Origin of the sequence: Mycobacterium sp. E3247 (assembly GCF_001667785.1) — a bacterium.
GTDB lineage: Bacteria > Actinomycetota > Actinomycetes > Mycobacteriales > Mycobacteriaceae > Mycobacterium.
On record NZ_LZJG01000490.1, the window covers coordinates 20,486 to 44,638 of the forward strand.

Annotated in this window: 21 protein-coding genes; 13 read left to right on the top strand and 8 right to left on the bottom strand. The window is 66.9% G+C overall.

The genetic code is table 11. From position 1 onward, the window contains the following. Positions 1-44: 44 nt before the first annotated feature. The 6 genes from A9X04_RS24375 to A9X04_RS24400 form a co-directional block, all read right to left on the bottom strand. Positions 45-1,298, bottom strand: a complete 1,254-nt coding sequence (locus A9X04_RS24375; RefSeq protein ID WP_067926198.1) for an HNH endonuclease signature motif containing protein — start codon at positions 1,296-1,298, stop codon at positions 45-47. 62 nt (positions 1,299-1,360) lie between these two features. Next, positions 1,361-1,915: a TetR/AcrR family transcriptional regulator gene (locus tag A9X04_RS24380; protein ID WP_158243983.1), complete on the bottom strand. Its 555-nt coding sequence runs from the start codon at positions 1,913-1,915 to the stop codon at positions 1,361-1,363. A 97-nt stretch (positions 1,916-2,012) separates the two neighbouring features. Beyond that, positions 2,013-3,146, bottom strand: coding sequence for a CaiB/BaiF CoA-transferase family protein (locus A9X04_RS24385; protein ID WP_067926204.1), 1,134 nt, complete (start codon positions 3,144-3,146; stop codon positions 2,013-2,015). Then, positions 3,143-3,937, bottom strand: coding sequence for an SDR family NAD(P)-dependent oxidoreductase (locus A9X04_RS24390; RefSeq protein WP_067926206.1), 795 nt, complete (start codon positions 3,935-3,937; stop codon positions 3,143-3,145). The genes A9X04_RS24385 and A9X04_RS24390 overlap by 4 nt, the downstream gene beginning before the upstream one ends. Positions 3,938-3,955: 18 nt before the next feature. Next, positions 3,956-4,765, bottom strand: a complete 810-nt coding sequence (locus A9X04_RS24395) for an enoyl-CoA hydratase/isomerase family protein (protein ID WP_067926209.1) — start codon at positions 4,763-4,765, stop codon at positions 3,956-3,958. A 1-nt stretch (position 4,766) separates the two neighbouring features. Next, on the bottom strand, positions 4,767-5,951 hold the full coding sequence (locus tag A9X04_RS24400; RefSeq protein WP_067926213.1) for a thiolase family protein: 1,185 nt from the start codon (positions 5,949-5,951) through the stop codon (positions 4,767-4,769). A gap of 146 nt (positions 5,952-6,097) precedes the next feature. On the opposite strand from A9X04_RS24400, the gene A9X04_RS24405 reads away from it, so the two are divergent. The 13 genes from A9X04_RS24405 (at position 6,098) to A9X04_RS24465 (ending at position 22,146) form a co-directional block, all read left to right on the top strand. Beyond that, a complete protein-coding gene (locus A9X04_RS24405) occupies positions 6,098-7,666 on the top strand; it encodes an AMP-binding protein (RefSeq protein WP_067926216.1) in 1,569 nt (522 codons plus the stop codon). A gap of 44 nt (positions 7,667-7,710) precedes the next feature. Further along, positions 7,711-8,868 (top strand): acyl-CoA dehydrogenase family protein, encoded by a 1,158-nt coding sequence (locus tag A9X04_RS24410; protein ID WP_067926219.1) that lies wholly within the window; start codon positions 7,711-7,713, stop codon positions 8,866-8,868. A gap of 118 nt (positions 8,869-8,986) precedes the next feature. Beyond that, positions 8,987-11,104: a hydantoinase/oxoprolinase family protein gene (locus tag A9X04_RS24415; RefSeq protein ID WP_067926221.1), complete on the top strand. Its 2,118-nt coding sequence runs from the start codon at positions 8,987-8,989 to the stop codon at positions 11,102-11,104. Then, positions 11,101-13,140 carry a hydantoinase B/oxoprolinase family protein gene (locus A9X04_RS24420; RefSeq protein ID WP_067926224.1) on the top strand — a complete coding sequence of 680 codons (2,040 nt, stop codon included), beginning with the start codon at positions 11,101-11,103 and terminating at the stop codon, positions 13,138-13,140. Before A9X04_RS24415 ends, A9X04_RS24420 begins: the two co-directional genes overlap by 4 nt. Continuing rightward, positions 13,141-13,434 (top strand): DUF1330 domain-containing protein, encoded by a 294-nt coding sequence (locus tag A9X04_RS24425; protein ID WP_067926227.1) that lies wholly within the window; start codon positions 13,141-13,143, stop codon positions 13,432-13,434. Beyond that, positions 13,435-14,499, top strand: coding sequence for an alcohol dehydrogenase catalytic domain-containing protein (locus tag A9X04_RS24430; RefSeq protein WP_067926230.1), 1,065 nt, complete (start codon positions 13,435-13,437; stop codon positions 14,497-14,499). It begins immediately after the preceding gene. Further along, positions 14,496-15,248 carry an SDR family oxidoreductase gene (locus A9X04_RS24435; protein WP_067926233.1) on the top strand — a complete coding sequence of 251 codons (753 nt, stop codon included), beginning with the start codon at positions 14,496-14,498 and terminating at the stop codon, positions 15,246-15,248. The genes A9X04_RS24430 and A9X04_RS24435 overlap by 4 nt, the downstream gene beginning before the upstream one ends. Beyond that, complete coding sequence (locus A9X04_RS24440; RefSeq protein WP_231985808.1) at positions 15,245-16,291, top strand: phosphotransferase family protein; 1,047 nt, start codon at positions 15,245-15,247, stop codon at positions 16,289-16,291. Before A9X04_RS24435 ends, A9X04_RS24440 begins: the two co-directional genes overlap by 4 nt. Continuing rightward, complete coding sequence (locus A9X04_RS24445; protein WP_067926238.1) at positions 16,291-17,553, top strand: acyl-CoA dehydrogenase family protein; 1,263 nt, start codon at positions 16,291-16,293, stop codon at positions 17,551-17,553. The genes A9X04_RS24440 and A9X04_RS24445 overlap by 1 nt, the downstream gene beginning before the upstream one ends. Continuing rightward, positions 17,546-18,706 carry an acyl-CoA dehydrogenase gene (locus A9X04_RS24450; RefSeq protein WP_067926241.1) on the top strand — a complete coding sequence of 387 codons (1,161 nt, stop codon included), beginning with the start codon at positions 17,546-17,548 and terminating at the stop codon, positions 18,704-18,706. The genes A9X04_RS24445 and A9X04_RS24450 overlap by 8 nt, the downstream gene beginning before the upstream one ends. 30 nt (positions 18,707-18,736) lie before the next feature. Further along, entirely contained in the window at positions 18,737-19,549 is an 813-nt protein-coding gene (locus A9X04_RS24455) for an SDR family NAD(P)-dependent oxidoreductase (protein WP_067926245.1), read from the top strand. A 579-nt stretch (positions 19,550-20,128) separates the two neighbouring features. Further along, positions 20,129-21,370, top strand: coding sequence for a lipase family protein (locus A9X04_RS24460; protein ID WP_231985809.1), 1,242 nt, complete (start codon positions 20,129-20,131; stop codon positions 21,368-21,370). Between the two features lie 80 nt (positions 21,371-21,450). Then, complete coding sequence (locus A9X04_RS24465; protein WP_067926251.1) at positions 21,451-22,146, top strand: DJ-1/PfpI family protein; 696 nt, start codon at positions 21,451-21,453, stop codon at positions 22,144-22,146. A gap of 432 nt (positions 22,147-22,578) precedes the next feature. On the opposite strand, the gene A9X04_RS24475 is transcribed toward A9X04_RS24465, so the two are convergent. Together A9X04_RS24475 and A9X04_RS24480 are read right to left on the bottom strand one after the other, a co-directional pair. After that, entirely contained in the window at positions 22,579-23,013 is a 435-nt protein-coding gene (locus A9X04_RS24475; RefSeq protein ID WP_067926256.1) for a nuclear transport factor 2 family protein, read from the bottom strand. A 203-nt stretch (positions 23,014-23,216) separates the two neighbouring features. Next, positions 23,217-24,152, bottom strand: coding sequence for an alpha/beta fold hydrolase (locus A9X04_RS24480; RefSeq protein WP_067926259.1), 936 nt, complete (start codon positions 24,150-24,152; stop codon positions 23,217-23,219). Position 24,153 lies beyond the last annotated feature (1 nt).

The window sequence follows — 24,153 nt, forward strand, 5'->3', positions numbered from 1 at the left end:
AGTATCGCCTTTCAGGCGATTTCAGCTTCGATGCGCCGGCCGGTTTAGTTGGGTGGTGGTGGTTGGGGTTGGTAGGGGTCGTACCACCACCATTGGGCGCGTTCGCCGGTGGGTCCGGGGTACGGGGGGACGGCGGGCGGGGGACGCGTGGGTGTCCGCGCCAGTGATCCGGCGCTGAGTTCTCGCCCGTCGCTCTCGCTGACTGTGAGTTGGTCGGCGGGTCCGGCGATGATGATGTGGCCTTGGTGGTGCAGCCGATGGTGGTACGGGCAGACCAGCACCAGGTTGGCCAACTCAGTTGGCCCGCCGTCTTCCCAGTGCCGGATATGGTGGGCGTGCAGGCCACGGGTGGCCCCGCAGCCCGGGACCGCGCACGTGCGGTGGCGGTGTTCGAGGGCGCGGCGCAGCCGCCGGCTGATCATGCGGGTGGTGCGCCCCGCGCCGATCGGTTGGCCGTCGCGTTCGAACCACACCTCGCAGGTGGCATCACAGCTCAGGTAGAGACGTTCGGCCTCGGTCAGCGCCGGACCCAGGTGCAGCGCGGCCGCGCGGTTTTCAACGTCGAGGTGCATCACCACCGTGGTGTGCTGCCCGTGGGGCCGGCGGGCGGTTTCGGCGTCCCAGCCGGCCTCGACCAGGCGCATAAACGCCTCCAGGGTGCCCGGCATCGGCGGCGCGGTCTCGGATGTATTCTCGCCGTCGCTATTGCCGCGGTCGTGTTTCCACTGCGCGATCAGCGCGTCGCGATGGGCGGCCAGCGCGGCGTCGAACTTCGCCGCCTCCACAGCCCCCAGCCGGATCCGCCAACAGCTGCCCTCCTCGCCTGTGGTTTTGGTGATAGAGGGCTGCGGACGCGGGTTCGGGTCGGGTTCGGGACGCGGTTCGAGCCGCACCGCGGTACGCAACTCGCTGACCGAGGCCGAGCGCGCCAACTGCTCGTAGTGCGCATCGGAGCCGTCGCTCGCGCGCGCGGCGATCACCCCGACCTGATCCAACGACAGCCGGCCCTCCCGCAGACCCTGGGCGCAGCGCGGAAACTCCTGGACCCGCCGCGCCACCGTGGTGAAGGTGTGAGCATTGGTCGAGGAGGTGCCCAGCTTCCAGGCCACCAACTGCGCCACCGAGCGCGCGCCGGTGATCCCGCACAATTCGTCACGCTCCATCTCGGCGACGATGTCCACGATGCGCCCATCGATGGCGTTGCGCTGACCGGCCAACTCCGACAACTCGGCGAACAACACCGCCAAGCGCTCCTTGGGGAGCATTGGCGCAGAATCCACCGAGGCCGCCGAAGTCATACCTGCATCATCGCAGCCCGGTACGACAACTTTCGGCCGCCGATCGCCCCGAGGCGCAGCGGTTATTCGAAGACGCTCCCGAACAGTAACCAGATCTGGTCTGCCAGGTGTTCGGGCGAGGTGCTGCCCTCCGGGTCATACCACCGGTACAGCGTCGCCAGCATCGATTCGAGCAGGTTGGCCGCGATCCGGGTGTCGACGTCCTGGCGCTTCCGTCGGGAACCGGCGCGCGCGGCAAGGCATTCGTCGAGCAGCGAGGCGAATTCCTTCGTTTGCTGATGGGCCCAGCTGCGGAACGTCTTTCGTGCCGCGTCGGAAAGTTCGGCCTCCTCGCTGAACACGATCGCGTAGAAAGTCCTGTTCGCCGACGACGCCTGAATGTGCGCCATGATCGTCTTCTGGAGGCGTTCCACAGGATCGTCGGCGGAGGACTGGACGCTGCGCAGCTCCTCTTCCAGCTTCCTGGTCATCTCGTCGACCATGAGATCGAGAAGCTGCTGCTTGGTGCGGGTGTACTTGTAGACCGTCGGCCGGGATATGCCCGCGGCCAGGGCGATGTCGTCGATGGTGGAGTTGCGATAGCCCTTTTCCCGGAATGTCTTCGCAGCGGCTGACACCAGCGCTTGCGTATCGGTTGCGCGTTCCCTGGCCATCGGACCTCCGATGCATCGGACCGGTAATATTACTCAGTCAATATAGAGCTTGGATCGGTCTTTAGGGTGTCGCGGCGAGTCGCTCGATCACTTCCGGTGGCACACCGGCCTCCCGGAGAACCTCGGCGGTGTGCTCCCCGAGGCGGGGGGTCCCTCGTCTGGGGCCATGGGGCACACCGTCGACCATCAAGGGTTGTCGGACGAAAGACTTCTCACCGTCCGGGGTCGCAATGGACTGAATCATGTTCCGGGCCAGGGTATTCGGGTCGCCGAGCACATCGGCTAGCGTGCTCACCCGGCCGTAGGGCACGCCGGCTCCGATCAGAACCTTGTCCCAGTGCCCGGCCGGTGACGTGACGATCCGTGCGGCGATCCGGCCGCGCAGGCGCTCGCGTTCCTCGATGCGCTCCGCGGCTGAAATGCCACCGATCTCAGGCAGGTCCAGCGTCACACAGAGGGCTTTCCAGAAGTGGTCCTCGAAGGCGATGCTCAACGAGATCCATTCGCCGTCGGCCGTGGCGAACAGGCCGTAACCCGGGTCCAGGCCCAACGTGTCGGGGGGATGGCCGTTGGCCGCCGGAACCAACCGTGTCGCCGCCAACGTCAACAGCGTGTCCAACATCGCGACGTCGTAGTGGCCGCCACGACCGGTGTTCATGGCCGCGACCACACCGGTGAGCGCAGCGAATGCGGCGAACATTCCAGCGCTCAGGTCCGCCAGTGCCAACGCCGGCGGATGCGGTTGGGCCTCAACGGAATCGAGCAATCCGGCCATCGCCTGGAAAGTCAGGTCGTGGGCGGGATGGTTCCGCAACGGGCTGTGCTGGCCGAAACCGGAGACCGAGACGTAGACCAGGCGGGGATGCCGGGTCAGGAGTTCGTCGGGTCCGAAGCCGAGCCGGGAGAGCACACCCGGCCGGAAGCCCTCGAGTAATACGTCAGCATCACTGATGAGCCTGCGGAATGCGTCCGCGCCGTCGGCGTCCTTGAGATCCAAGGCTACCGAGCGCTTGCCGCGGTTGAGTGCTTCGTAGTGCCCGGGGAACGCGCGCGAGGGGTCACCCCCGTTCGGGCGTTCGACCTGGATGACGTCAGCGCCGAGGTCGCTCAGCAGCAGCGTGGCGAACGGGCCGGGAAACTGCTCGGCGAGGCTGACGACGCGGATGCCCGCCAGGGGCGTGTCGGGGGTGGTCATGCCGAGACGGCGTAGCCGCCGTTGACGGGGTAGGTCTGTCCGGTGATCCATTCGCCGGCGGACGAAGCGAGGAACACCACCAGGCGCGCGGGATCGTCGGGCTCGCCGAAGCGCCTGATCACGTAGGAACGCAATGCCTTGTTGGTTACGTCGGGATTCTCGAGGGCGGTCGCCACACCGGGGGTATTGATTCCAGACAGGGCAACGCAATTCACCGTGATGCCGTAGCGGCCCACGGCCTTGGCGAGGCCGCGGGAGAAGCCCGCGGCGCCGGCCTTGGCGCCGCCGTACACCACGAGGTTGGGTTCACCGATGCGGCCCGCGTCGGAGATGACGTTGACGATGCGCCCGTACTCCCTGTCGACCATGCCGGGCAGGACCGCGCGGGACGCGTTGAGCACGCCGAAGAAGTTCGTCCCGATCCACGGCCCCCAGTCCTCGGGGCCGGTTTCCCAGAAGGGGGGCGCGGGTGCCATCGGGTCTTCGGCCGGCCCCGCGTTTCCCGCGTTGTTGACCAGGACATCGATGGCCCCCAACTCGTCGGAGGCCCTGCGCGTCATTGCCATCACCGCGTCGAATCGGGTCACGTCGCACTGGATCGGCAGTGCGGTGCCGCCACCGAACTCGATCTCCGCGGCGACCGACTTCGCGCGTTCCTCGTGGAAGTCGTTGACCACCACCGCCGCGCCCTGTTTGGCGCAGTGCAGCGCGACCGCACGCCCGACGCCCTGTCCGGCCCCGGTGACGAGCACGACGCGCCCCGACAAGCTCAGGAAGTTTTCGTCCGTCATGATGTGGCTCTCTTTCCGTTATCGTCCAACGTATTTCGGTGCGCGCTTCTCGTTGAATGCCGCAAGGCCTTCGCGCCAGTCGGCGGAGGTCTCGTGCAAGGCGGACTGTTCGAGCTCGAAGGTCAGGCCGACGTCCGGTGGCACCTGCAGGGCGGCATTGGCGAGCATCTTCATCCGGGCCAGGCCCGCGGGGCTCTTTGTCGCGATCTGCGCGGCGATCGCGTCGATCTCGTGTTCGAGCCGGTCGTCGTCGACGACAGCGACCAACAGATCGGTGCCCTCAAACCTTTCCGCGGGATGGAGCTGCCCGGTGAACATGAGATGTTTGGTCCGCGACAGCCCGAGTCGACGTGTCAGGCGAACCGAGGCGCCGCCGCCGGGAATCTGGCCGTAGGTGGCATGGCCGTCGCCAATGCGTGCGGAGCGGGAGGCGAGCGCCATGTCGCAGCACAGGACCAGTTCCAGGCCACCTCCGACGGTAATCCCCTGGATGGCCGCGATGGTCGGCATGTCGACGGACTCGAGCCGGTCGAACAGCTCACGGACGCGGCGCAGAAAGAGTTGACCGGGGCTGTAACGACCGGGCGGCCGCTCTTGGGCCGCCAGGGACTGCGCGTACGCCAGGTCGGCACCCGCGCAGAACGCGCGTCCCGTTGCCGCGATGACGATGCAGCGCGTTTCGGGGTCGCCGGCGGCGTGATCAAGGCCGCGGTGCAGCCCGTCGAGAATTTCCTGATTCAGCCCGTTCATCGCGGCGGGCCGATTCAACCGCAGCCATAGCGCGCTGTCGCGCCGTTCGACCAGAACCGCAGCACTGCCAGTAGCCATGTCAGTCCCTGCTCAAGATGGTGACCGCGCAGGCGGCGGCTTCGGGATGGCTGTAGCCGCCGGCGTTTTCGGCGAGGGCCCGGCGTGCGCCGCTGACCTGGCGGTCGCCGGCACGCCCGCGCAGCTGGGTCACGAGCTCGACGATTTGAGCCGCGCCGGTGGCGCCGACCGGATGTCCCTTGGACACCAGCCCGCCGCTGGTGTTGACCGGCAGGTCCCCGCCGAGGGCCGTCGCGCCACTGCGGGCGAGTTTCGGGCCTTCTCCGGGGGCGCACAGACCCAGCTCCTCGTAGAGGATCAATTCGTTCGGTGAGGCGGCGTCGTGCAGCTCGACGACGTCGAGCTCGTCGGGACCGAAGCCGGCCTGCTCGTAGGCGGCCTCGGCGGTCCGGCGCTCCAGTGTCTGGCCGCCGCCACCGGGTATTCCCGTGCGCACCACCGACGCCCGCACCCGCACGGCCTCTGGCGAATTGGTGTCGTCCGCCGCGCGAAGCACCAGCGCCGCCGCGCCGTCGGCGACCGGCGAGCACATCAGCATTGTCAGTGGTTCGGCGATGAGCCGGCTTCCCAGCACCTCTTCGGGGGTCCGGCGAGTTCGGTACTGCGCGTGCGGGTTCAGCGCGGCATGACCGGAGTTCTTGGCGGCGACCGATGCGAAGTCCAACGGGGTTGCCCCGGAGCGGGCCATGTAGTCGCGCGTCTCCTGGGCGTAGACCTCCATGAAGAAGGACTCGGCGCCGTCCGTGCGGCCGGTCAGCTCCCGATTGAACTCCTCGAGCCGATCCACGTCCGCCGCCGTCGCCAGCGCATCCAGCACCGCGCGGGTGCCGCGGCCGCTCATCTTCTCGTTCCCGACGACCAGGACGGTGCGATACATGCCTGACAGGATCGCGGTGGCGGCCAGGTGTAGCGCCGTCGAGCTGCTGGCGCACGCGTTCTCGACGTTGACCAGCGGCGTCCCGGCCAACCCGGTACCCGAGACGACGACCTGCCCTCGGGTCATTTCCTGACCCGTCATCAGACCCCCGATGGCGTTGGCGTGGACGACAAGGTCGACGTCCCCCTCCGTCACGCCGGCGTCGGCGAGCGCGTCGGCGATTGCCGCCGTCCCGAGATCACGCAGCGACCTGTCGGGGAACTTGCCGAAGGACGTCATTCCCACGCCGACGATGCTCACGGTATCCATACGGCCTCCGAACTGCCAGTTTGTATTAAGTCGACATTCACTATTGCGAAATACTAACTGATAAGTCAAGATTGCCTGAGCGGAGACCCGCGTCACAGCGAAGGGACCTGTGAGGTGGACGTCACGAGACGACAGAGGAGCGATGTGTGACCACGACAGCGGCTATCGGGCCGGGCTACAGCAGCCTGATCGTCGAAGCGCTGACCCGGTATCCCGCCCGGGAGGCGTTCGTCCTGGGCGATCGTCGGGTCACCTATGCCGAAACCGCCGACACCACCGCCCGCATCCAGCGGGTGATGCACGACCACCGCGTGCGGCGCGGATCCGGTGTCGGGGTGCTCAGCCCCAACGCGCCCGAAGTCTTCATGACCCAGGCCGCTGCCTTCCTGTCGGGCGCCCGGTACAGCGGACTGCATCCGATGGGGTCGGTCAGCGATCACGTGTTCCTCTGTGACGACGCCGAAATCGAACTGCTGGTGGTGCACCCCAAGTTCGCGGAAGCCGCCGCAGCCGTCGCGGAGCGGGCCGCATCGGTGCGCCACGTGCTCGCGATCGGCCCCGACAGCGGCTTCCCGGACCTGCTGGAGCTCGCCGGCAGAATCGCACCGAGCCCGCTGCGGGCGCTTGCGGTCGACGAGGAGGAGGTCGGCTGGCTGCAGTACACCGGCGGGACGACAGGCAGGCCGAAGGGGGCCATGCTGTCCCACCGCGCCCTGGTTCAAGAGGTTCAAAGCCTGACCGCCGGCTGGGGTCTGCCGGAGAACCCGCGCTACCTGGCCGCGTCGCCGATCACCCACGCAGCGGTGCTGCCGTTGCTGCCGACGTTGTTGCGCGGCGGGACGGTGTTGCTGCAGCAGGGCTTCGACCCGGATGCGTGGCTGCGCGCCGTCGAGACCGAAAAGGTCAACTACACCTTCCTCGTGCCGACCATGCTCTACACGCTGTTGGACAAGACCGACCCGACCGCGGTCGACACCTCCTCACTGGAGAGCCTTGTCTACGGTGCGGCGCCGATGTCGGCGGCTCGCATCGAGGAGGCCCAAGAAGCCTTCGGCCCGGTCCTGCTGCAGGTATACGGACAAACCGAATGCATGGGCATGACGACGAGCCTGCGCAAAGACGAACACGACCCGGCCCGCCGGCCCGAATTGCTGGCCTCGTGCGGTCGCCCGGTGCCGGGAGTAGAGGTCCAACTGCTCGACGACGCCGGGTCGCCGGTGGCCGACGGACAGATCGGGGAGATCGCCGTCCGCTCGCGAAACGTGATGAACGGCTACTGGAAACGCCCCGACGAGACCGCCGCCGCCCTGCGCGGTGGCTGGCTGCACACCGGCGACATGGCCCGCAAATCCGACGACGGATTCATCTACATCGTCGACCGCAAGAAGGACATGATCGTCACCGGCGGCTTCAACGTCTTCGCCAAGGAGGTCGAAGACGCCATCGCCGCACACGCCAACGTCTCTGCCGTCGCGGTGATCGGCGTGCCCGACGAGAAGTGGGGCGAGGCGATCACCGCCTTCGTCGTCGCCCGGCCCGACGCGACGATCGATGCGGACCAGCTGATCGCATCGGTGCGGGCCCGCAAGGGTCCCCATCAGGCGCCGAAACGGCTCGAGATCGTCACCGAACTTCCGATGACCGCGGTCGGAAAGATCGACAAGAAGGCGCTTCGTGCCCGGCACTGGGCCGATCGTTCGCGCCAAATCAATTGACCACCAACGCTACCGGCAATCCAACGCTTCGGGAGGAAGCCCCTGTGTCACCTTCGCCGTTCGTCCTCGACGAGGACCATCTCGCCTTCCAGCAAGACGTCCGCAAGTTCGCCCGGCGCGAATTCCTGCCCGGCTATCTCGACCGCGCGAATAGCACCGAGTTTCCCCACGGCGAACTCGTCCAGCTGGCGCAGGCCAACCTGACCACGCTATCGCTCTCGGAAGAGTTGGGCGGTCAGGGAGCAGACCTGCTCGCCGTCGGCATCGCATGCGAAGAAATCGCCTACGCCGACCCGAACATCGGTTACATCCTGTTCAGCACCAACAGCCTGGTGACCCTGCTGGCCGGGCACCCGTCCCCGGCCGTCGCCGCACACGCCGCCGCGGTCGCCAGCGGGCAGACGCTGGGCTGCTGGGCGGTCACCGAGCCCGGCGCCGGATCCGACGCCGCGGCAATGACCACCAAAGCGGTGCGGGTCGACGGCGGATGGTCGCTGAGCGGAGAGAAGACGTCCGTGACCCAGGCCCCTCACGCCGGCATCGCCGTCGTTCTCGCCCAGACCGACCCGTCCAAGGGCACCAGGGGAATCGGCTGCTTCCTGGTCGACATGACCTCCGACGCGGTGTCGTCGCAGAGCTTCGACGACCCGGGATTCAAGCCACTCGGGCGCGGATCGGTGACGATGGATAGTGCTTTCGTCCCCGACGACTGTGTAATCAGCGCTCCCGGAGCGGGATTCGGCGCCATCATGGCCGAGTTCGACCTGAGCCGCACACTGATCGGTCTGCTCACGGTCGGCACCGCCCAGCGCGCCATCGACATGGCGACGGCCTACGCGCGGGACCGCCGCAGCTTCGGCCGGCCGTTGGCGGCGCACCAGGGTGTCTCGTTCGCCATCGCCGAGCACACGACCTACCTCACCGCCGTGCGATCACTGGCCTATCACACGCTGGGTCTGCGCGCAGCCGGACAGCCGCACACCAAGGAGGCGGCGATGCTCAAATGGTGGGCGCCGAGGGTGGCGTTCAACGCCATCCAGGAATCGGTCGTTCTGCACGGGCAGGTCGGTTGGTCGAACGAAATGCCACTGCAGGCCATGTTGCGCGACGTGTCGGGCTACCAGATCGGCGACGGCACACCGCAAATTCAGAAGATGATCATCGCCCGGGATGTCATTGGCCGCGATGCCGTGACCGGCTGACCAAACCATGCCCCCAGGGCGCGGACCCGTCTGGCCGACGAGACCACGCCGCGGCGCTCTGCCCACGGCCAGGCGATTGGCCTGCGCTCAAACACAATTCGAAGGATAGGAAGCGGCAATGACCGAGCAGGTTCAGTATCAGATCGGCTGCGATATCGGCGGCACGTTCACCGACGTGACAGCGGTCGACAGCCGCGGCAACGTCTACTCCGACAAGTCCGACACCACCCCCGCCGATCTGAGCGTGGGGTTGGTCGCCGCGCTGGAAAACCTCGCCGAGCGGATCGGTGTGCCGCTGGGCCAGGTGTTGTCGCACACCACGCGCTTCGTCAACGGCACCACCGCGGTGACCAATTCGATCGCCGAACTGCGGGGCGCGCGCGTCGGGCTGCTGACCACGCAGGGATTCGGCGACAATCTTCTCATCGCCCGCTCGGCCCGCAGCGCCGAGCGGGATCACCACCGCCAGCTCAACATCCCGCAGATCGTCCCCCGCGAACGCATCGTCGAGGTGAACGAACGCGTCGACCGCAAAGGCGCGGTCGTCGTCCCGCTCAGCGACGCCGACGCCGGCGCAGCGGTCCGGCGGCTGGTCGACATGGGCGTGGAGGCCATCGCCATCTCGCTGCTGTGGAGCTTCGCCAATCCTTACCACGAAGAGCTGCTCGCCGCCGCGGCCGCCGAGGAGGCGCCGGGGCTGTTCGTCAGCGTCTCGTCCCGACTGCACCCCGTGATCCGGGAATACGAACGCACCATGACGACCGTCCTCAACGCGTTCACCGGAATCCGGGTCGCGGAGTACACCGGTCGCATCGAGAAGGAACTCGGCGATCGCGGCCTGCGCACCCCGATCGGATTCATGCAGGGTTTCGGCGGGACGTTGACCGCCGACGAGGCCCGCGAACGTCCCATCACCCTCGTCGACAGCGGGCCGGCAGGCGGAGTGATCGGTGCCCAGGCGCTGGCCGCCCGCCTTGGCATCCACAATGTGGTCACCGCCGACATGGGCGGCACTTCCTTCGACGTCTCGGTGTTGCAGGGCAACAAGCCGTTGGTGACCCAGCGCGTCATGCTGCGCGATCAGTTCCTGACCGCCCTGCCCAAGATCGATGTACTGCCCATCGGTGCCGGCGGCGGCAGCATCGCCTGGGTCGACGCGCGTGGCATCCCGCAGGTGGGGCCGCGCAGCGCGGGCGCCGATCCGGGGCCGGTGTGCTACGGCAAAGGCGGGGTGGTGCCCACGGTCACCGACGCCTCGGCCGTCCTGGGACTGCTTGCGCCGCAGGCATTCCTGGGTGGACGCCGGGAGCTGGCGCTGGAACCGGCCCGACAGGCGATGGAAAGCGAAATCGGGAAGCCGCTCGACGTCGACGCCGTGCATGCCGCGGCGGCGGTCTACCGGATGGTCACCGCGAACATGAGTAACGCGGTGCGCACGGTGACTGTGGAGCGCGGGCACGATCCGCGCATCTTCAGCATGGTCGCCTACGGCGGGGCCCTGGGCATCTTCGCCGCCGACATCGCCCGCGAGGTCGGCATCCGGCAGGTCGTCATCCCCGCTGACGCCGCGGTCTTCTCGGCCACCGGCCTGCTCAACAGCGACGACGTGCGCACCAGGTCGCAATCGGCGATGTGGGCCGGCGGGGACGCGGGGCCCATCGCCGCGGCGCTCGGCGAGCTCGACGACGAACTGACCGCCACGCTGCGCGCCGCCGGATACTCCGACGACGCCATCGACGTGGTGTGGGAGGGCGAGTTCAAATACGCGGGCCAGCAGTGGGAGTTGCCGGTCTCGCTGCCGCGCAACCGCAACCTCGGCGCGGCCGACCTCACCGACGCCCAGAGGCGCTACGGCGAATTGTACGAAGCCGAGTACGGCTCGGGCAGCGCGTGGGTGGGCAGCCCGGTGGTGCTGGTGGCCGTCCGGGTCACCGCCACGGGACGGGTCTCGGCGCTGGAACCCGTGCCCGCGCAAGCGGTCCCGGACTCCGAACGGGTCCTGGCCCCCAACGGAAGCCGGCGCGTCTTCTTACCCCTGGAGGGGCGGGAGGCCGATGTGGCGGTCTACGACACCGGCAGCGCACGGGCCGGCCACGAGGTCGCCGGACCGGCGATTCTCGAGCATCCGCTGACCACCCTGCAGATCCCGCCGGGCTGGACCGCCCGCATCGACGAGTGGGGCAACTTCATCCTCACCGACCAGACCGCATCCACGACTCAGGAGAACGCGCAATGAGCACACCGACCATGCAACGCAGCGCCGCGGCAACCGAGCTGCCCGTCGACCCGGTCACGATCGAGATCTTCTCGAAGGCCTTGGAGAACGTCGCCCACGAGATGGGCGTGGTCATGATGCGCGCCTCGGGCAGTCCGGTGATCGCCGAAGCCGTCGACTTCTCGACGTTCATCGCCGACGCCGACGGCGACATCATCTGTTACGCCGGGTACATCACCATCTACATCGGCACCGCCCGTCAGGCGGTCAAGCACATTCTGGCCACGGTGCCGCGCGACCAGATCCGCCCGGGCGACCTGTTCATCTGCAACGACCCCTTCACCACCGGCAACGCGCACCAGGTCGACGTCGGGGTGGTGCGTCCCATCTTCTACGGGGACGAACTGATCGCCTGGTGCTGGGCCGAGGCGCACGTCAACGACTTCGGCGGCTTCGCGCCGGGGAGCATGGCGCCGATGGCGACCGAGACCTACGGCGAGGCGCTGCGCCTGCCCGGGGTCAAGATCGTCGACCAGGGCCGGCCGGTAAACGACATCTGGCGGATCATCGAAACCAACATCCGCGTGCCCAGCGTGGTGATGAACGACATCAGGTGCTTCATCGCCGCCTGCAACCGCTGCGACGACCGGCTCCAGGTGCTGATCGACAACTACGGCACCGACGCGTTCAAGCGCTACGTCGAAATCGCAAAGGACCTCGCGGAGAAGGCGGTTCGTGACCGGATCGCCGAGTTGCCCAGCGGCGTCTACACCGACGTCGACTACGAAGAGCACAACGGCCACACCGACGACATCTACCCGATCCGCTGCACCATGACCGTCGATGACGGCAACATCACGATGGATTTCAGCGAGTCATCGCCCCAGACAGACGGATTCGTCAACTGCAGCGCGGCGATCACCTTGGGCTGTGCCTTCAGCCCGGCCTTGTTCATGCTGTTTCCCGACCTGCCGATCAACCAGGGCACGCTGCGCCCGATCCAGGTGATCACCCGGCCCGGGACGATCTGCGACGTGCAGATGCCCGCGCCGGTGTCCGGCGGGCATCTCGAAACCGGGCTGCGGCTAGGCCGGCTGGTGACGAGGATGCTCGCCAAGATTCAGTCGCAGAGCAAAAGCCTGTTCGTGCGTGAGCATTTGATGGCGCAGTGGCAGGACTCGTGGAACGCGGGCTTCTTCTACGCGCCCAACGAGGACGGTGAACTGGTGCCGTTCCCGGACATGAACGGCGGCAGCGGCGGGGGCGGCGCGCAGCCCGTGGCCGACGGCATGGACGTCGCCGGAGCGCTCGCCCAGCCGTCGAACAGCCTGCCCGACATCGAGATCAACGAGCTCGCTTATCCGATCCTGTACCTGTGGCGCAAGCTGTATCAGAACTCGGGCGGCCCGGGACGATTCCGCGGCGGCAACGGCCTGGAATTGGCGTGGACACCCTGGTACACCCCGGGCGGCCAACAGCATGTCATGACTCCCTGCTGGCAGGTCCCGCCGACGGGCCAGTCGGGCGGCTATCCCGCATCGACGAGCGGCTTCACGCTGGTGTCCGGTGCGGGCGCCGATGGCGTGCTGACCGCAGGCCGCGTGCCGACCTCGTTGGAGGATTTCGCGGCGACGCCAGAGCTGCTCAACGGCAAGCAGTTCGGGTTCGGCATCATGCCCGGCGACGTGCTTCGGCTGCGGTCCGGGGGCGGCGCCGGCTACGGTGACCCCCTCGAGCGGCCCGCCGACGAGGTGGTCCTCGACGCCCGGTGGGGCAAGATCGACCGGCAGGCAGCGGCCAACGCCTACGGTGTCATCCTCACCGACGACGGGGACCTCGACCGCGCGGCGACCCAGCAGCGCCGAGACGCCATCCGCGCCGAACGCCGGGCCTGGCCCATCGAGGACGGCTATGCGGTGCGACGCACGCTGGCCGCCGACCGCCTGGCCGAGCTGGGCCAGTGGTGCCAGCCGCGCCAGGGCATCGAGCTCGTCGAAGTCGCCGACCCGGTCACCGGCGAACTGATCAGCGCCGACATCAGCGTGCGGGAGGCGTAGGTGTCCTGCTATTTCCTCGCGGTCGTCGACAAGCACGACCGACAGCGCTATTCCGACTACTCCAAGGCCAACGCGCGGCTGCTCTCGGGGCTCGACGTCAAGGTGCTCGCGGTCACCGACGACGTGAAGGTCCAGGAGGGCGAATTCGACGCCACCACGGTGGTACTGCTGGAATTCCCCGACGACCGCGAGTTCCGCAAATGGTTCGGCAGCGAGCAATACGCCGCGGTCAAACCCATCCGGCTGGAGTCATCGACCGCGAAGTTCGCAGTCACCTTCGGTGAGGACGCCTGAGTGCAGGCGATCACCTACCAGGGCCCGGACACCGTTGGGCTCGAGCACGTCAAGGATGCCCAACTGCCCAACGAACTGGGCGCCGTCGTGCGGGTCACCGCCGCGGGTATCTGCGGCAGCGACCTGCACATTTATCACGGCCACGGGTTCAGCGACGACATCGGGTACCCGCTCGGACACGAGGCGGTCGGCGAGGTCATCGAAATCGGTTCCCGAGTAACGAGGTTCGCCGTCGGTGACCGGGTGCTGTTGGCGGCCTCGGTTGGCTGCGTGTTCTGCGCGGCGTGCGCGGCCGGCCACGTCACCGCCTGTGAGCATCGGCGCCAACCGTGGAAAGAGTTGTGCTACGGCATGAGTCACAGGTTGCCCGGTAGTCAGGCGGAGTTCGTCGCGGTCCCGCACGCCGACCGCAACCTGTTCACGGTTGGTCCCTCGGTGTCCGACGACGCCGCCCTGGCGCTGACCGACAACGCGCCCACCGCGTGGTACGGGGCGCGCCGTGCCGGGGTGGGGCCCGGCGACACCGTGGTGGTGATCGGCGGTGGGCCCGTCGGTCAGCTCGCCGTGCAGTCGGCCTTCCTGCAAGGCGCGGCGCGGGTGCTGATCGCCGAGCCCGTCGATCATCGTCGCGGGGAGGCCGAGTCGCTCGGTGCCGAGCCGATCGACGCAACGGACCCGAAGGCTCATATCCGCGAGCTCACTTCAGGCGAAGGCGCCGACGCCGTCATCGAGGCGGTCGGCCTGGACGAAACGATCGCACTGGCGATCAGCGCGGCCCGGAGGGCGGGCCGCGTCAGCGTCATCGGTGTCAGCCAGAACGATGCGTTCCCGTTCCGGATGCAGGCTGCGCAGACCAAGGAGCTCCAATTCTGTGCCGGGTTGTGCTCCGCACAGCGCGAACTGCCGACCCTGCTGGCGTTGACCGCCTCCGGCCGCTTCGAGCCGGGGGTGGTGGTGTCCCATCACCTGGCGTTGGCAGAGGGCCCGGCCGGGTACGCGATGCTCGCCGAGCGCGCCGCAGGTGTCGGCAAGATCGCGCTTCGACCCGATGGTGCCGTCGCGTGAGCGCTCAAGCGGGACGCGTCGCCGTCGTGACCGGCGCCAGTCGCGGCATCGGACTGGCGATCGCGCAACGCCTCGTCGACGACGGGGCCACAGTGTGCATCACCGGCCGCAAAGAAGAGGACCTGCAGCGCGCCGTCGAACAGCTCGGTTCCGCGCAGGCAATCGCCGTCGCCGGTCACGCCGATGATCCCGACCATCAACGCCGTGTCGTCGACACGGTGATCGGAACCTTCGGCCGTATCGACCTGCTGGTCAACAACACCGGCATCAATCCCGTCTTCGGCGCGCTGGCCGACCTGGACCTGGTCGCCGCACGCCGAACCTTCGAGGTGAATTGCCTGGCGGCTTTGTCGTGGACCCAACAGGTACACACCCGCTGGATGGCCGGCAACGGCGGCGCCGTGGTCAATGTCGCCTCGATCGCCGGTCTGATCGCCTCCCCCGGAGTCGGCTTCTACGGAGCAACCAAGGCAATGCTCATGCATCTGACCAAACAAATGGCCTTCGAGATGGCGCCGCAGACGCGCGTCAATGCGGTTGCTCCCGCGGTGGTCAAGACCAGGTTCGCTGCCGCCCTCTACGAGAACCGGGAAGAGCAAGTCGCCGGCCGGTATCCGCTGCAACGGTTGGGCACACCGACCGACGTCAGCGCGGCGGTGGCGTTTCTCCTCTCCGACGACGCCGGGTGGATCACCGGACAGACGCTGGTCATCGACGGCGGCGTGACGCTGGCCGGTGGTGACGCGTGACCGAAAGTGCAACCAGCGCAGGGACACCGGGACTGGACATGGATTCGTTGCAGCGCTGGCTGGATGGCACGCTGCCCGGCGACGGTGCTGGCCCGCTGACTGCCACGCTGCTGGCCGGGGGGAAGTCGAACCTCACCTATCTCATCGACGACGGCCAGCGGCGTTGGGTGCTGCGCCGCCCACCGCTCGGGCATGTCCTGGCCACCGCACACGACATGCGGCGGGAGTACCGGGTGATGGCCGCCCTGCACGGCACCGCCGTGCCCGTCCCGGCTGTTTACGCCCACTGCACTGCCACCGACGTGATCGGCGCACCGTTCTACGTCATGGAGTTCGTCGACGGCGCGGTCTACCGCACCGCCCGCGAACTCGCCGCCACCGGCCCGGACGCCACCGCGGCCATCGCCGCGGCGATGGTAAGGGTGTTGGCGGACCTGCACCGGGTCGACATACACCGCGTCGGTCTCGCCGACTTCGGTAAGCCGCAGGGTTACCTGGAACGCCAAATCGACCGGTGGGCCCGCCAGTTGGACGCATCGCGCAGCCGGAGCCTGCCGCAGGCCGCAACCCTCGTCGACCTGCTGCGCCGCCACGTCCCCACCGAAACCCGGACAACCCTGGTGCACGGCGACTTCCGTCTCGACAACCTGTTGATATCGGGAACCGAGGTCCACGCCGTCATCGACTGGGAAATGGCGACTCTGGGCGACCCCCTCACCGATGTGGCCCTGCTGGCCGTTTACGGCCGGTTGCCGGCGCTGGTGACGACACCCGAACTTCCCGACGTCAGCAGAGCCCCCGGCTATCCCAACGAATCGCAACTGTTGCAGGCCTACGCCGCGGCGAGCGGCCGCAACCTGCAGTCGATGACCTTTCACCTGGCCCTGGCCTGCTTCAAGCTGGCGGTGATCTTGGAGGGCATCCACTACCGCCACAGCCGCGGGCAGACCGTCGGAACGGGGTTCGAGTCGGTCGGCACGGCCGTAACACCCCTTCTGGAGGCCGGCATCCGCGAATTATCCACGCACAGCAAGGATTACTGATGGACTTTACTTTCGACGACGTCACCAAGGATCTGCAGAAGCGGTTGACGGCGTTCATGTCCGACCACGTCCACCCCGCCGAGCAGCGGTTCAGAGCCGATCTGGACGCCTTGACCGATCCCTGGGCGTGGTCACGCACCCCGACGTTGAGCCGACTGCGAGAGCTGGCCCGCGGTGAAGGATTGTGGAACCTGTTCCTGCCAGGCGCACACGGCGGGGGCCTGACCAACCTGCAGTACGCGCCGCTGGCCGAGATCACCGGCCGCAGCCTTGCTTTGGCGCCACCGGCACTGAACTGCTCGGCGCCGGACACCGGCAACATGGAAGTGCTGTCCATGTTCGGCACCGATGCGCAGAAGGAGCAATGGCTTTACCCGCTGCTGGCTGCTGAGATCCGTTCCGCGTTCGCCATGACGGAACCGGCCGTCGCATCCTCGGACGCCACCAACATCGCGACCCGAATCGACCGCGACGGAGATGATTACGTCATCAATGGCCGCAAATGGTGGATCACCGGTGCGATGAATCCCGACGCCGCCGTCTTCATCGTGATGGGCAAGACCGACCCGACCGCAGCCCGGCACCGGCAGCACAGCCAGATCCTCGTCCCGCGAGACGCCCCAGGGGTCAGCGTCGCGCGGGGGATGGAAGTCTTCGGGTACGACGACCGCGACCACGGCGGACACGCCGAAATCGAATTCCGCGACGTCCGGGTGCCGGCCGCCAACCTCATCGGCGACGAAGGCGACGGCTTCGCCATCGCCCAGGCACGGCTCGGGCCGGGGCGAATCCACCATTGCATGCGCGCGATCGGGGTCGCCGAACTCGCCTTCGACCTCACCTGCCAGCGAGCGTCCGGACGCGTCGCCTTCGGGCGGCCGCTGGCCGAACAAGGAGTGGTGCGGGACTGGATCGCCGAGGCCCGGGTGCGCATCGAACAGCTCCGGCTGCTGGTCCTCAAAACGGCCTGGTTGATGGACCGGGTGGGCAACCGCGGAGCGCATCGCGAGATCCAGGCCATCAAGATTGCCACCCCCCGGACCGTGGAATGGGTATTGGACAAGGCCATCCAGGTGCATGGCGCGGCCGGCCTGAGCCAGGATCTGCCACTCGCCGCCGCCTTCGCGAGCATCCGCACCCTGCGCTTCGCCGACGGCCCCGACGAAGTACACAAAAACGCCCTCGCCAAATCCGAAATCAGCCAGCGGCAAGCCGGCTTCCGCGCCGACGGGGCCTCGGCAGAGGAGAAGATCGGTGTCTGACCACTCGTCGTTCGATCTGTTTCAGTTGCCCGAGGAGCATCAGGAGTTGCGGGCGGCGATTCGCGCGCTGGCGGAGAAGGAGATCGCCCCGCACGCCGCCGATGTGGACGAGAATTCGCGGTTCCCCGACGAGGCGCTGGAGGCGCTGACCGCGTCCGGGTTCAACGCGGTCCACGTCCCCGAGGAGTACGGCGGGCAGGGTGCGGATTCGGTCGCGGCGTGCATCGTCATCGAGGAGGTCGCCCGCGTCGACGCCTCGGCGTCGCTGATCCCGGCGGTGAACAAGCTGGGCACCATGGGGCTGATCCTGCGCGGCTCGGATGAGCTGAAGAAGCAGGTGCTGCCCTCGATCGCCGACGGCAGCGCGATGGCGTCTTATGCGCTCAGTGAGCGGGAGGCGGGCAGCGACGCGGCCTCGATGCGCACCCGGGCCAAGGCCGACGGGGACGACTGGGTCCTCAACGGCGCCAAGTGCTGGATCACCAACGGCGGCAAGTCGTCCTGGTACACGGTGATGGCGGTGACCGACCCCGACAAGGGCGCCAACGGCATCTCGTCGTTCATGGTGCACGCCGACGACGAGGGCTTCACGGTCGGTCCCAAGGAGCGCAAGCTGGGCATCAAGGGCTCACCGACCACCGAGCTGTACTTCGAGAACTGCCGGATCCCGGGGGATCGGATCATCGGCGAGCCCGGCACCGGCTTCAAGACCGCGCTGGCGACGTTGGATCACACCCGGCCCACGATCGGCGCCCAGGCGGTCGGCATCGCCCAGGGCGCACTGGACGCCGCGATCGCCTACACCAAGGACCGCAAGCAGTTCGGCCGCCCGGTGGCCGACAACCAGGGCGTGCAGTTCATGCTCGCCGACATGGCGATGAAGCTGGAATCCGCCCGGTTGATGGTCTATCACGCCGCGGCGCGCGCCGAGCGCGGCGAATCCCACCTGGGCTTCATCTCCGCGGCGTCCAAGTGCTGGGCCTCTGACGTGGCGATGGAGGTGACCACCGACGCGGTGCAGCTGTTCGGCGGCGCGGGCTACACCGTGGACTTCCCGGTGGAGCGGATGATGCGCGACGCCAAGATCACCCAGATCTACGAAGGCACCAATCAGATCCAACGCGTGGTCATGTCACGGGCGTTGCTGAAGTAGCACGGTGTTTCCCGACCAAGAGGAGCATCAATGACCGAGGCCAGAGAACTCGATGGGCTCGTCGCCATCGTGACCGGGGCCGGGTCCCAGAGCGATGGGATCGGCAACGGTCGGGCCGCCGCCGTGTTGCTGGCGCGTGCGGGCGCGAACGTGGTCCTCGTTGATCTCGACGCGGAGCGGCTGACTCATACGGAGAACATGGTCGGCGCCGCCGGCTCCGAATTCCTGTCGCTGACCGCCGACGTCTCCACCGAGACGGGCTGTCGAACGGTCGTCGACGCCGTCCTACGCAAGTGGGCCACGCTCGATGTCCTGGTGAACAACGTCGGCGTCGTTGGGCCGCCCGAATCAGTGATCGACATCGACATCACAGAGTGGGACAACCTTTTTCGCACCAATGTCACCTCGACGATGCTGATGTCGAAGTACAGCATTCCCCCGATGCGCTCCGCCGGCGGCGGATCCATCGTCATCGTCTCGTCGCTCGCCGGTGTCCTCACCCACCCGCGTCCCGCATACGCCACGACAAAAGGTGCGCTGTTGAGCCTGACCCGGTCGATGGCCGGCCGGCATGGTCCAGAGGGCATTCGGGTGAACGCGGTGGCGCCGGGGCCGGTATACACACCGATGGTGCAGGCTGAAGGTCTCACCGAAGAGGCTCGCGCGGCGCGCTCTGCGATTGTGCCGCTTCGCACCGAGGGCACCGGCTGGGATGTCGGTGAAGCCGTGCTCTATCTCGCGGGCCCGCGATCGCGATGGGTCACCGGGATTACCCTGACCGTCGACGGCGGTTTCTGCGCCGACCTGCGGATGTCCAACGCAACGACGGTCACGCCGACATGACGTCCACAAACACTGCCGCGCAAGCGGATTCGTCAACGGCATCGAAACCGTCAACCAGACCACGCTCGCCGCCCAGCCGAATGATGCAACGAACTATCTTCGGGCAATTCCGTAACCCCATTTCCGCGCCGTCCTGTAACCGACGGCCGGCAGCAATATCCCGCCAGGCTCGGCGGCGGCGCGCGCACCGGGGCTTCTAACCCCCCAACGCTCGAGGCGCTGCTCGCCCGCATCCGCGCGCCCCTTCAGTTCCAGCCGTGGCGCAAAGGCGAACGTTCAACGCGCAAAGTCGTTCAACGGCAGCGCCGTTCAGTTCCCCTACGCCGCAACCTGGAGCCTACACCGCAGTTATCGCATCCGGCCAATCAACGTCTTCCCCGGGGCGCAATCCGTTTGAACGCCGACAAAAGGAAAACCATGCCAACCTCGACCAGCTGGACCCAAGCTCGCCACGACGAAACATCGGCGGCCGCAGCAGCCTCTCGGGCGGTCGGCCCGCTGGATCGGTCACGACCACGCCATACGTTGTGGGTTCTCGCTAGGGCCGTCACGGCCGCGCTCGTAGCCGGCGCGGCGGTATTGCCAGCGCCTCCGTCCGCACAAGCCGACGAGTCGCAGTACGAGGAGTTTTATACGCCGCCGGATCCGCTTCCCTCGGGCGACAACGGCGATGTGATCCGCACCGAGCCATCGCGGCTGGTGTTGGAGCCATCCGGTCAGTTGGGGGCTTTCGTCGGAACCGGAACGCGAATCATGTACCGCAGCACCGACGCTCAGGGAAAGCCGATCGCGGTGACAGGCACCTACATCGAACCGGACAACCCGTGGACAGGCAACGGCCCGCGCCCGCTGCTCGCTTATGCGACCATCCCGTACGGGATGGGTGAGCAGTGTGCGCCGTCGCGGATGTTCAACCAGGGCATCCATGCCTCGCTGCAGACCGGTTTCGATGTGATGTTCAACGTCGAGGAGGGTTGGATCGCGACGCTGTTGGCCCGCGGATTCGCCGTCGTGGTGACCGACGGCGTCGGCATGGGCATCCACAGCCCGATGTCGCCCCAGTTCCTCAATCGGGTAGCGGGCGGTACTGCGCTGATCGATGCAGCGCGTGCGGCGATGAAATTGCCCGGTACGTCACTGGATCCCCATGGTCCCGTGGCATTTTGGGGTTGGCTAGCGGGTGGTCACGCCGCGCTGTCGGCCGCCGAACTCGCGGGATCCTACGGGCGTGAACTCAACGTCGTGGGAACTTACGCGGCGGCGGCTTTCACCGACATCGCCGAGCTGATAGCGCCCGTGGACGGCAACTTCTTGGCGGGATCGACGGGATATGTGCTGCGTGGCCTCATCGCCGCCTACCCGCAAATCGAGCAGCCGCTCCGGCAGACCATGACCCCGCGCGGCCTCGAAATGCTGGACAACACCGGACGCCAGTGCCTCGTCCAAACGGGAATCGACTACATGTTCCGCCATCTCAACGGATGGTTCAAAAACGACATCTACGAGGCAGTCAAAGCAGACCCGTTCAAAAGTCTGCTGGCGGCGCAGCGCATAGGCAACATCAAACCCACCGGCCCAGCATATTTCGAGCACAACCGGTGGGACCCGTTCGGCCCCTACCAGTCAGCGCGCCAGACAGCCGCGGATTGGTGCGCCAAGGGCGCCGACGTCACCTTCTGGACGAACGAGGAGCCCCCGTTCCTCAACAAACTCGACATCAACTCCATGTTGCCCGCCTTCGTCGACGGCGAGAGAAGCATGGCCTGGATCTCCGACCGGTTCAACGGCGTACCCACCGCGTCGAACTGTGGCGAGCTGTAGCCCGGCGGCGCCGGCACTGCCGCGTCGACACGTGGATTCGGTCGGGCGAATTCGGTTGCCATGCAACAAGAGCCTGCGATATGTCTGACAACCAACCGTGCGTGACTCGCATTGCGATGCTGCTGTATCCGCAGTTCACCACCTTGGATCTCATCGGTCCACACCAAGTGCTGACCTGCCTTCCGGATACGCAAGTCGACCTGTTCGCCAAGAGCAGCGAGGCGGTCACGGCTGATTCTGGGGTTTGTCTTCTCCCTGACAAATCCTTCGATCAAGCAGGGGAGCACTACGACGTCCTTTTCGTTCCCGGCGCAGTGAGTACCCACCTGATCGTCGAGGACGGCGAAACCCTGTCGTTTTTGGCCGCGGTCGGTGGGAACGCGCGGTACGTGACCAGCGTTTGCACCGGTTCCCTGGTGTTAGCGGCCGCGGGACTGCTCGCTGGGTATCGGGCCAGTTCGCACTGGGCATTTCGAGACCTTCTCACCGTCTACGGCGCGATTCCGGAATCGGGGCGCATTGTGGTGGACCGCAATCGCATCACCGGCGGTGGGGTCACCGCGGGCGTCGACTTCGGTCTGCACCTGGCGGCCCTGCTCGCCGGCGAGGACACCGCGAAGATGGTCGAACTGTTACTGGAGTATGACCCCGATCCACCGTTCAATGTTGGCCATCCCTCTCGCGCTGACGCGAAGACACTGCTCTCGGCGACCGAGAGGCTGGCACCCCTGGTAAAGCTGATGCGGGACGCCTCCGAGCGGGGCTTTAGGGATTGAGCGGCACGGGCTTACGGAACAGGGTCTGATCAGGACATCGTGGTCACGACCGCGGCCTCGTGACTGGGTTGGCGGCTCATCCCTCCTGATGCGTGCCTGGAGCCGGCAGCGGAGCTTGGCAAGGCCCCGAGCCGACGGGATACGGCAAGCCGCGGTACGCGGGGGGCCGTGCCCGGCTGGTGGCGCGGCCGCCAGCGGGAGATGAAGTGGGCAGCGTGGATGGACGCCGGAATCAGCACCGGCGCCAGGACCGCCATGACGAAGAGAGTGATTACCAGCACGGATTCAAACATCCGGTCACCTATATCTCTGCGCTGTGAGACGTCATTCGGAGACGCTGCCTTGTTGACCGCCAATGCGATGGCGTCCTTGGGCTATGCAACGATTCCCCCGGCCATGAACAGCCACGAAAGTCTCTGTTGCTCAATGCGACTAAGCCCGGTCGGGCAGGTCCGATACCGGGACGAGGGCCAGTGCCGGGATGCCGATCGCCGGCGCCAAACGGTTCTGCACTGCGACGACGGCCGGCAACGGACGCCAACTGATCGTCATGGAGTCGATCTTTCCGGTGTCGTCGGTGTGGATGTAGTCCATGCCCGCGACGTTGGTCGATCCCGCTTTGATGTTGAACACTGCGGCGAAATGCGTTTTGCTGACCAGGATATCGACGACGGTGAACTCATCGATGACGCCGAGCAAGTGCCTCAAGATGCCCGCCGCCTGGTCGCGACCGACGAACGGCTCCACCACGATTGGGCTCTTGAGCGTCACGTTCTCGGCCAGATATTGCGCGGCGCCCTTGGCGTCGCGGGCATGCATCGCGTCTAGGAACGACTTCAGCCCTGCGGGCAGGTCATTGGTAAACATAAAGCCTCTCGCTCCGGCGTTTCCGAATATTAACTGCATAGTTAGTATATAAACAGTGACGCTGTCGCCGCAACCCCCAGACCCCGTTGTCGTCCGCATCGGGCGTTCCGCGATAAGCAAAGCCGGCTGGTGAGCTCGTATCCCGTTTCCCGCGTTGATCACAGAACGGCCTTGTGAGGCGCGTCAGTGAAGCGCGGGAGCGTTCACTTCGATTCGGTTCGTGCCATGTGCCCGGCAGTGGCGGCGACTCTTTGTCGTTCGGAAGCCCATGCGCTGTCGTCGATGCCGAGTGCGGTGCGCAGCCAGGCCACCGTGGCATGCTGGACGAGCGCCACGCGCTCTGGACTCTCATCGGTGGTGCGGGTGTCGTTGTAGCCCTGGATGCCGCCGAGGCCGTGTTCCCCACCGGCCAGCAGCAGCAGATCGGTGGCACCGGGGCTGAGCCGGTAGCCGTCGAGGAACCAGTCCGGGCCGCGCACACTGAGTGGGGACTGGTCCTGGTCGCCTGCAACCACCAAGCTCGGCGTCGTCAGGTCAGCGAAATCCGGATTCATGAAGGGGAAGTACTGTGCGGCCAGCGGGGTCAGATCAGGGCCCCCGGTTCCGGGCAGGCACAGCAGCAGCGCCGCCTTCACCCGTGGGTCGGCCATACTTGGCCCAGGTGTACCACCGGCTTCGATGACGCGCGCGCCGCTGAGCATGCTGGCGGTCTGCGCTCCCCATGAATGTCCAGCCACCACCACACGCCCATCGTCGATGCGTCCGGTCAGGCCCGGCACGGCGGCTTGCACGCTGTCGAGTTGATCGAGGATGGCTGTCAGATCCCGGGCCCGGATCCGCCAGATGTCTGGTGTGCGTGGGTCATCGGGGGAGAGCCCAAGGGAGTCGAGATGGGTTGGCTGTATCACGACGAACCCACGCGAAGCCCAGAATTCGGTCAAGGGTGCGTAGTCGTCCATGGTCAGCGTCATGCCATGCGAAAAGACGATGACCGGCAGGCCTCGACCGCAAGCCGGCGCTGAGACGCGCACTTGCAGGTCCTGCCCACGGTTTGGAGCGACCAAGGTAACGGGACGAACTGAGATGACGGGCGTGGTTCGCTCGGCGTGATCCTCGGGAGTCGCGCGGGCGTCGCTCATG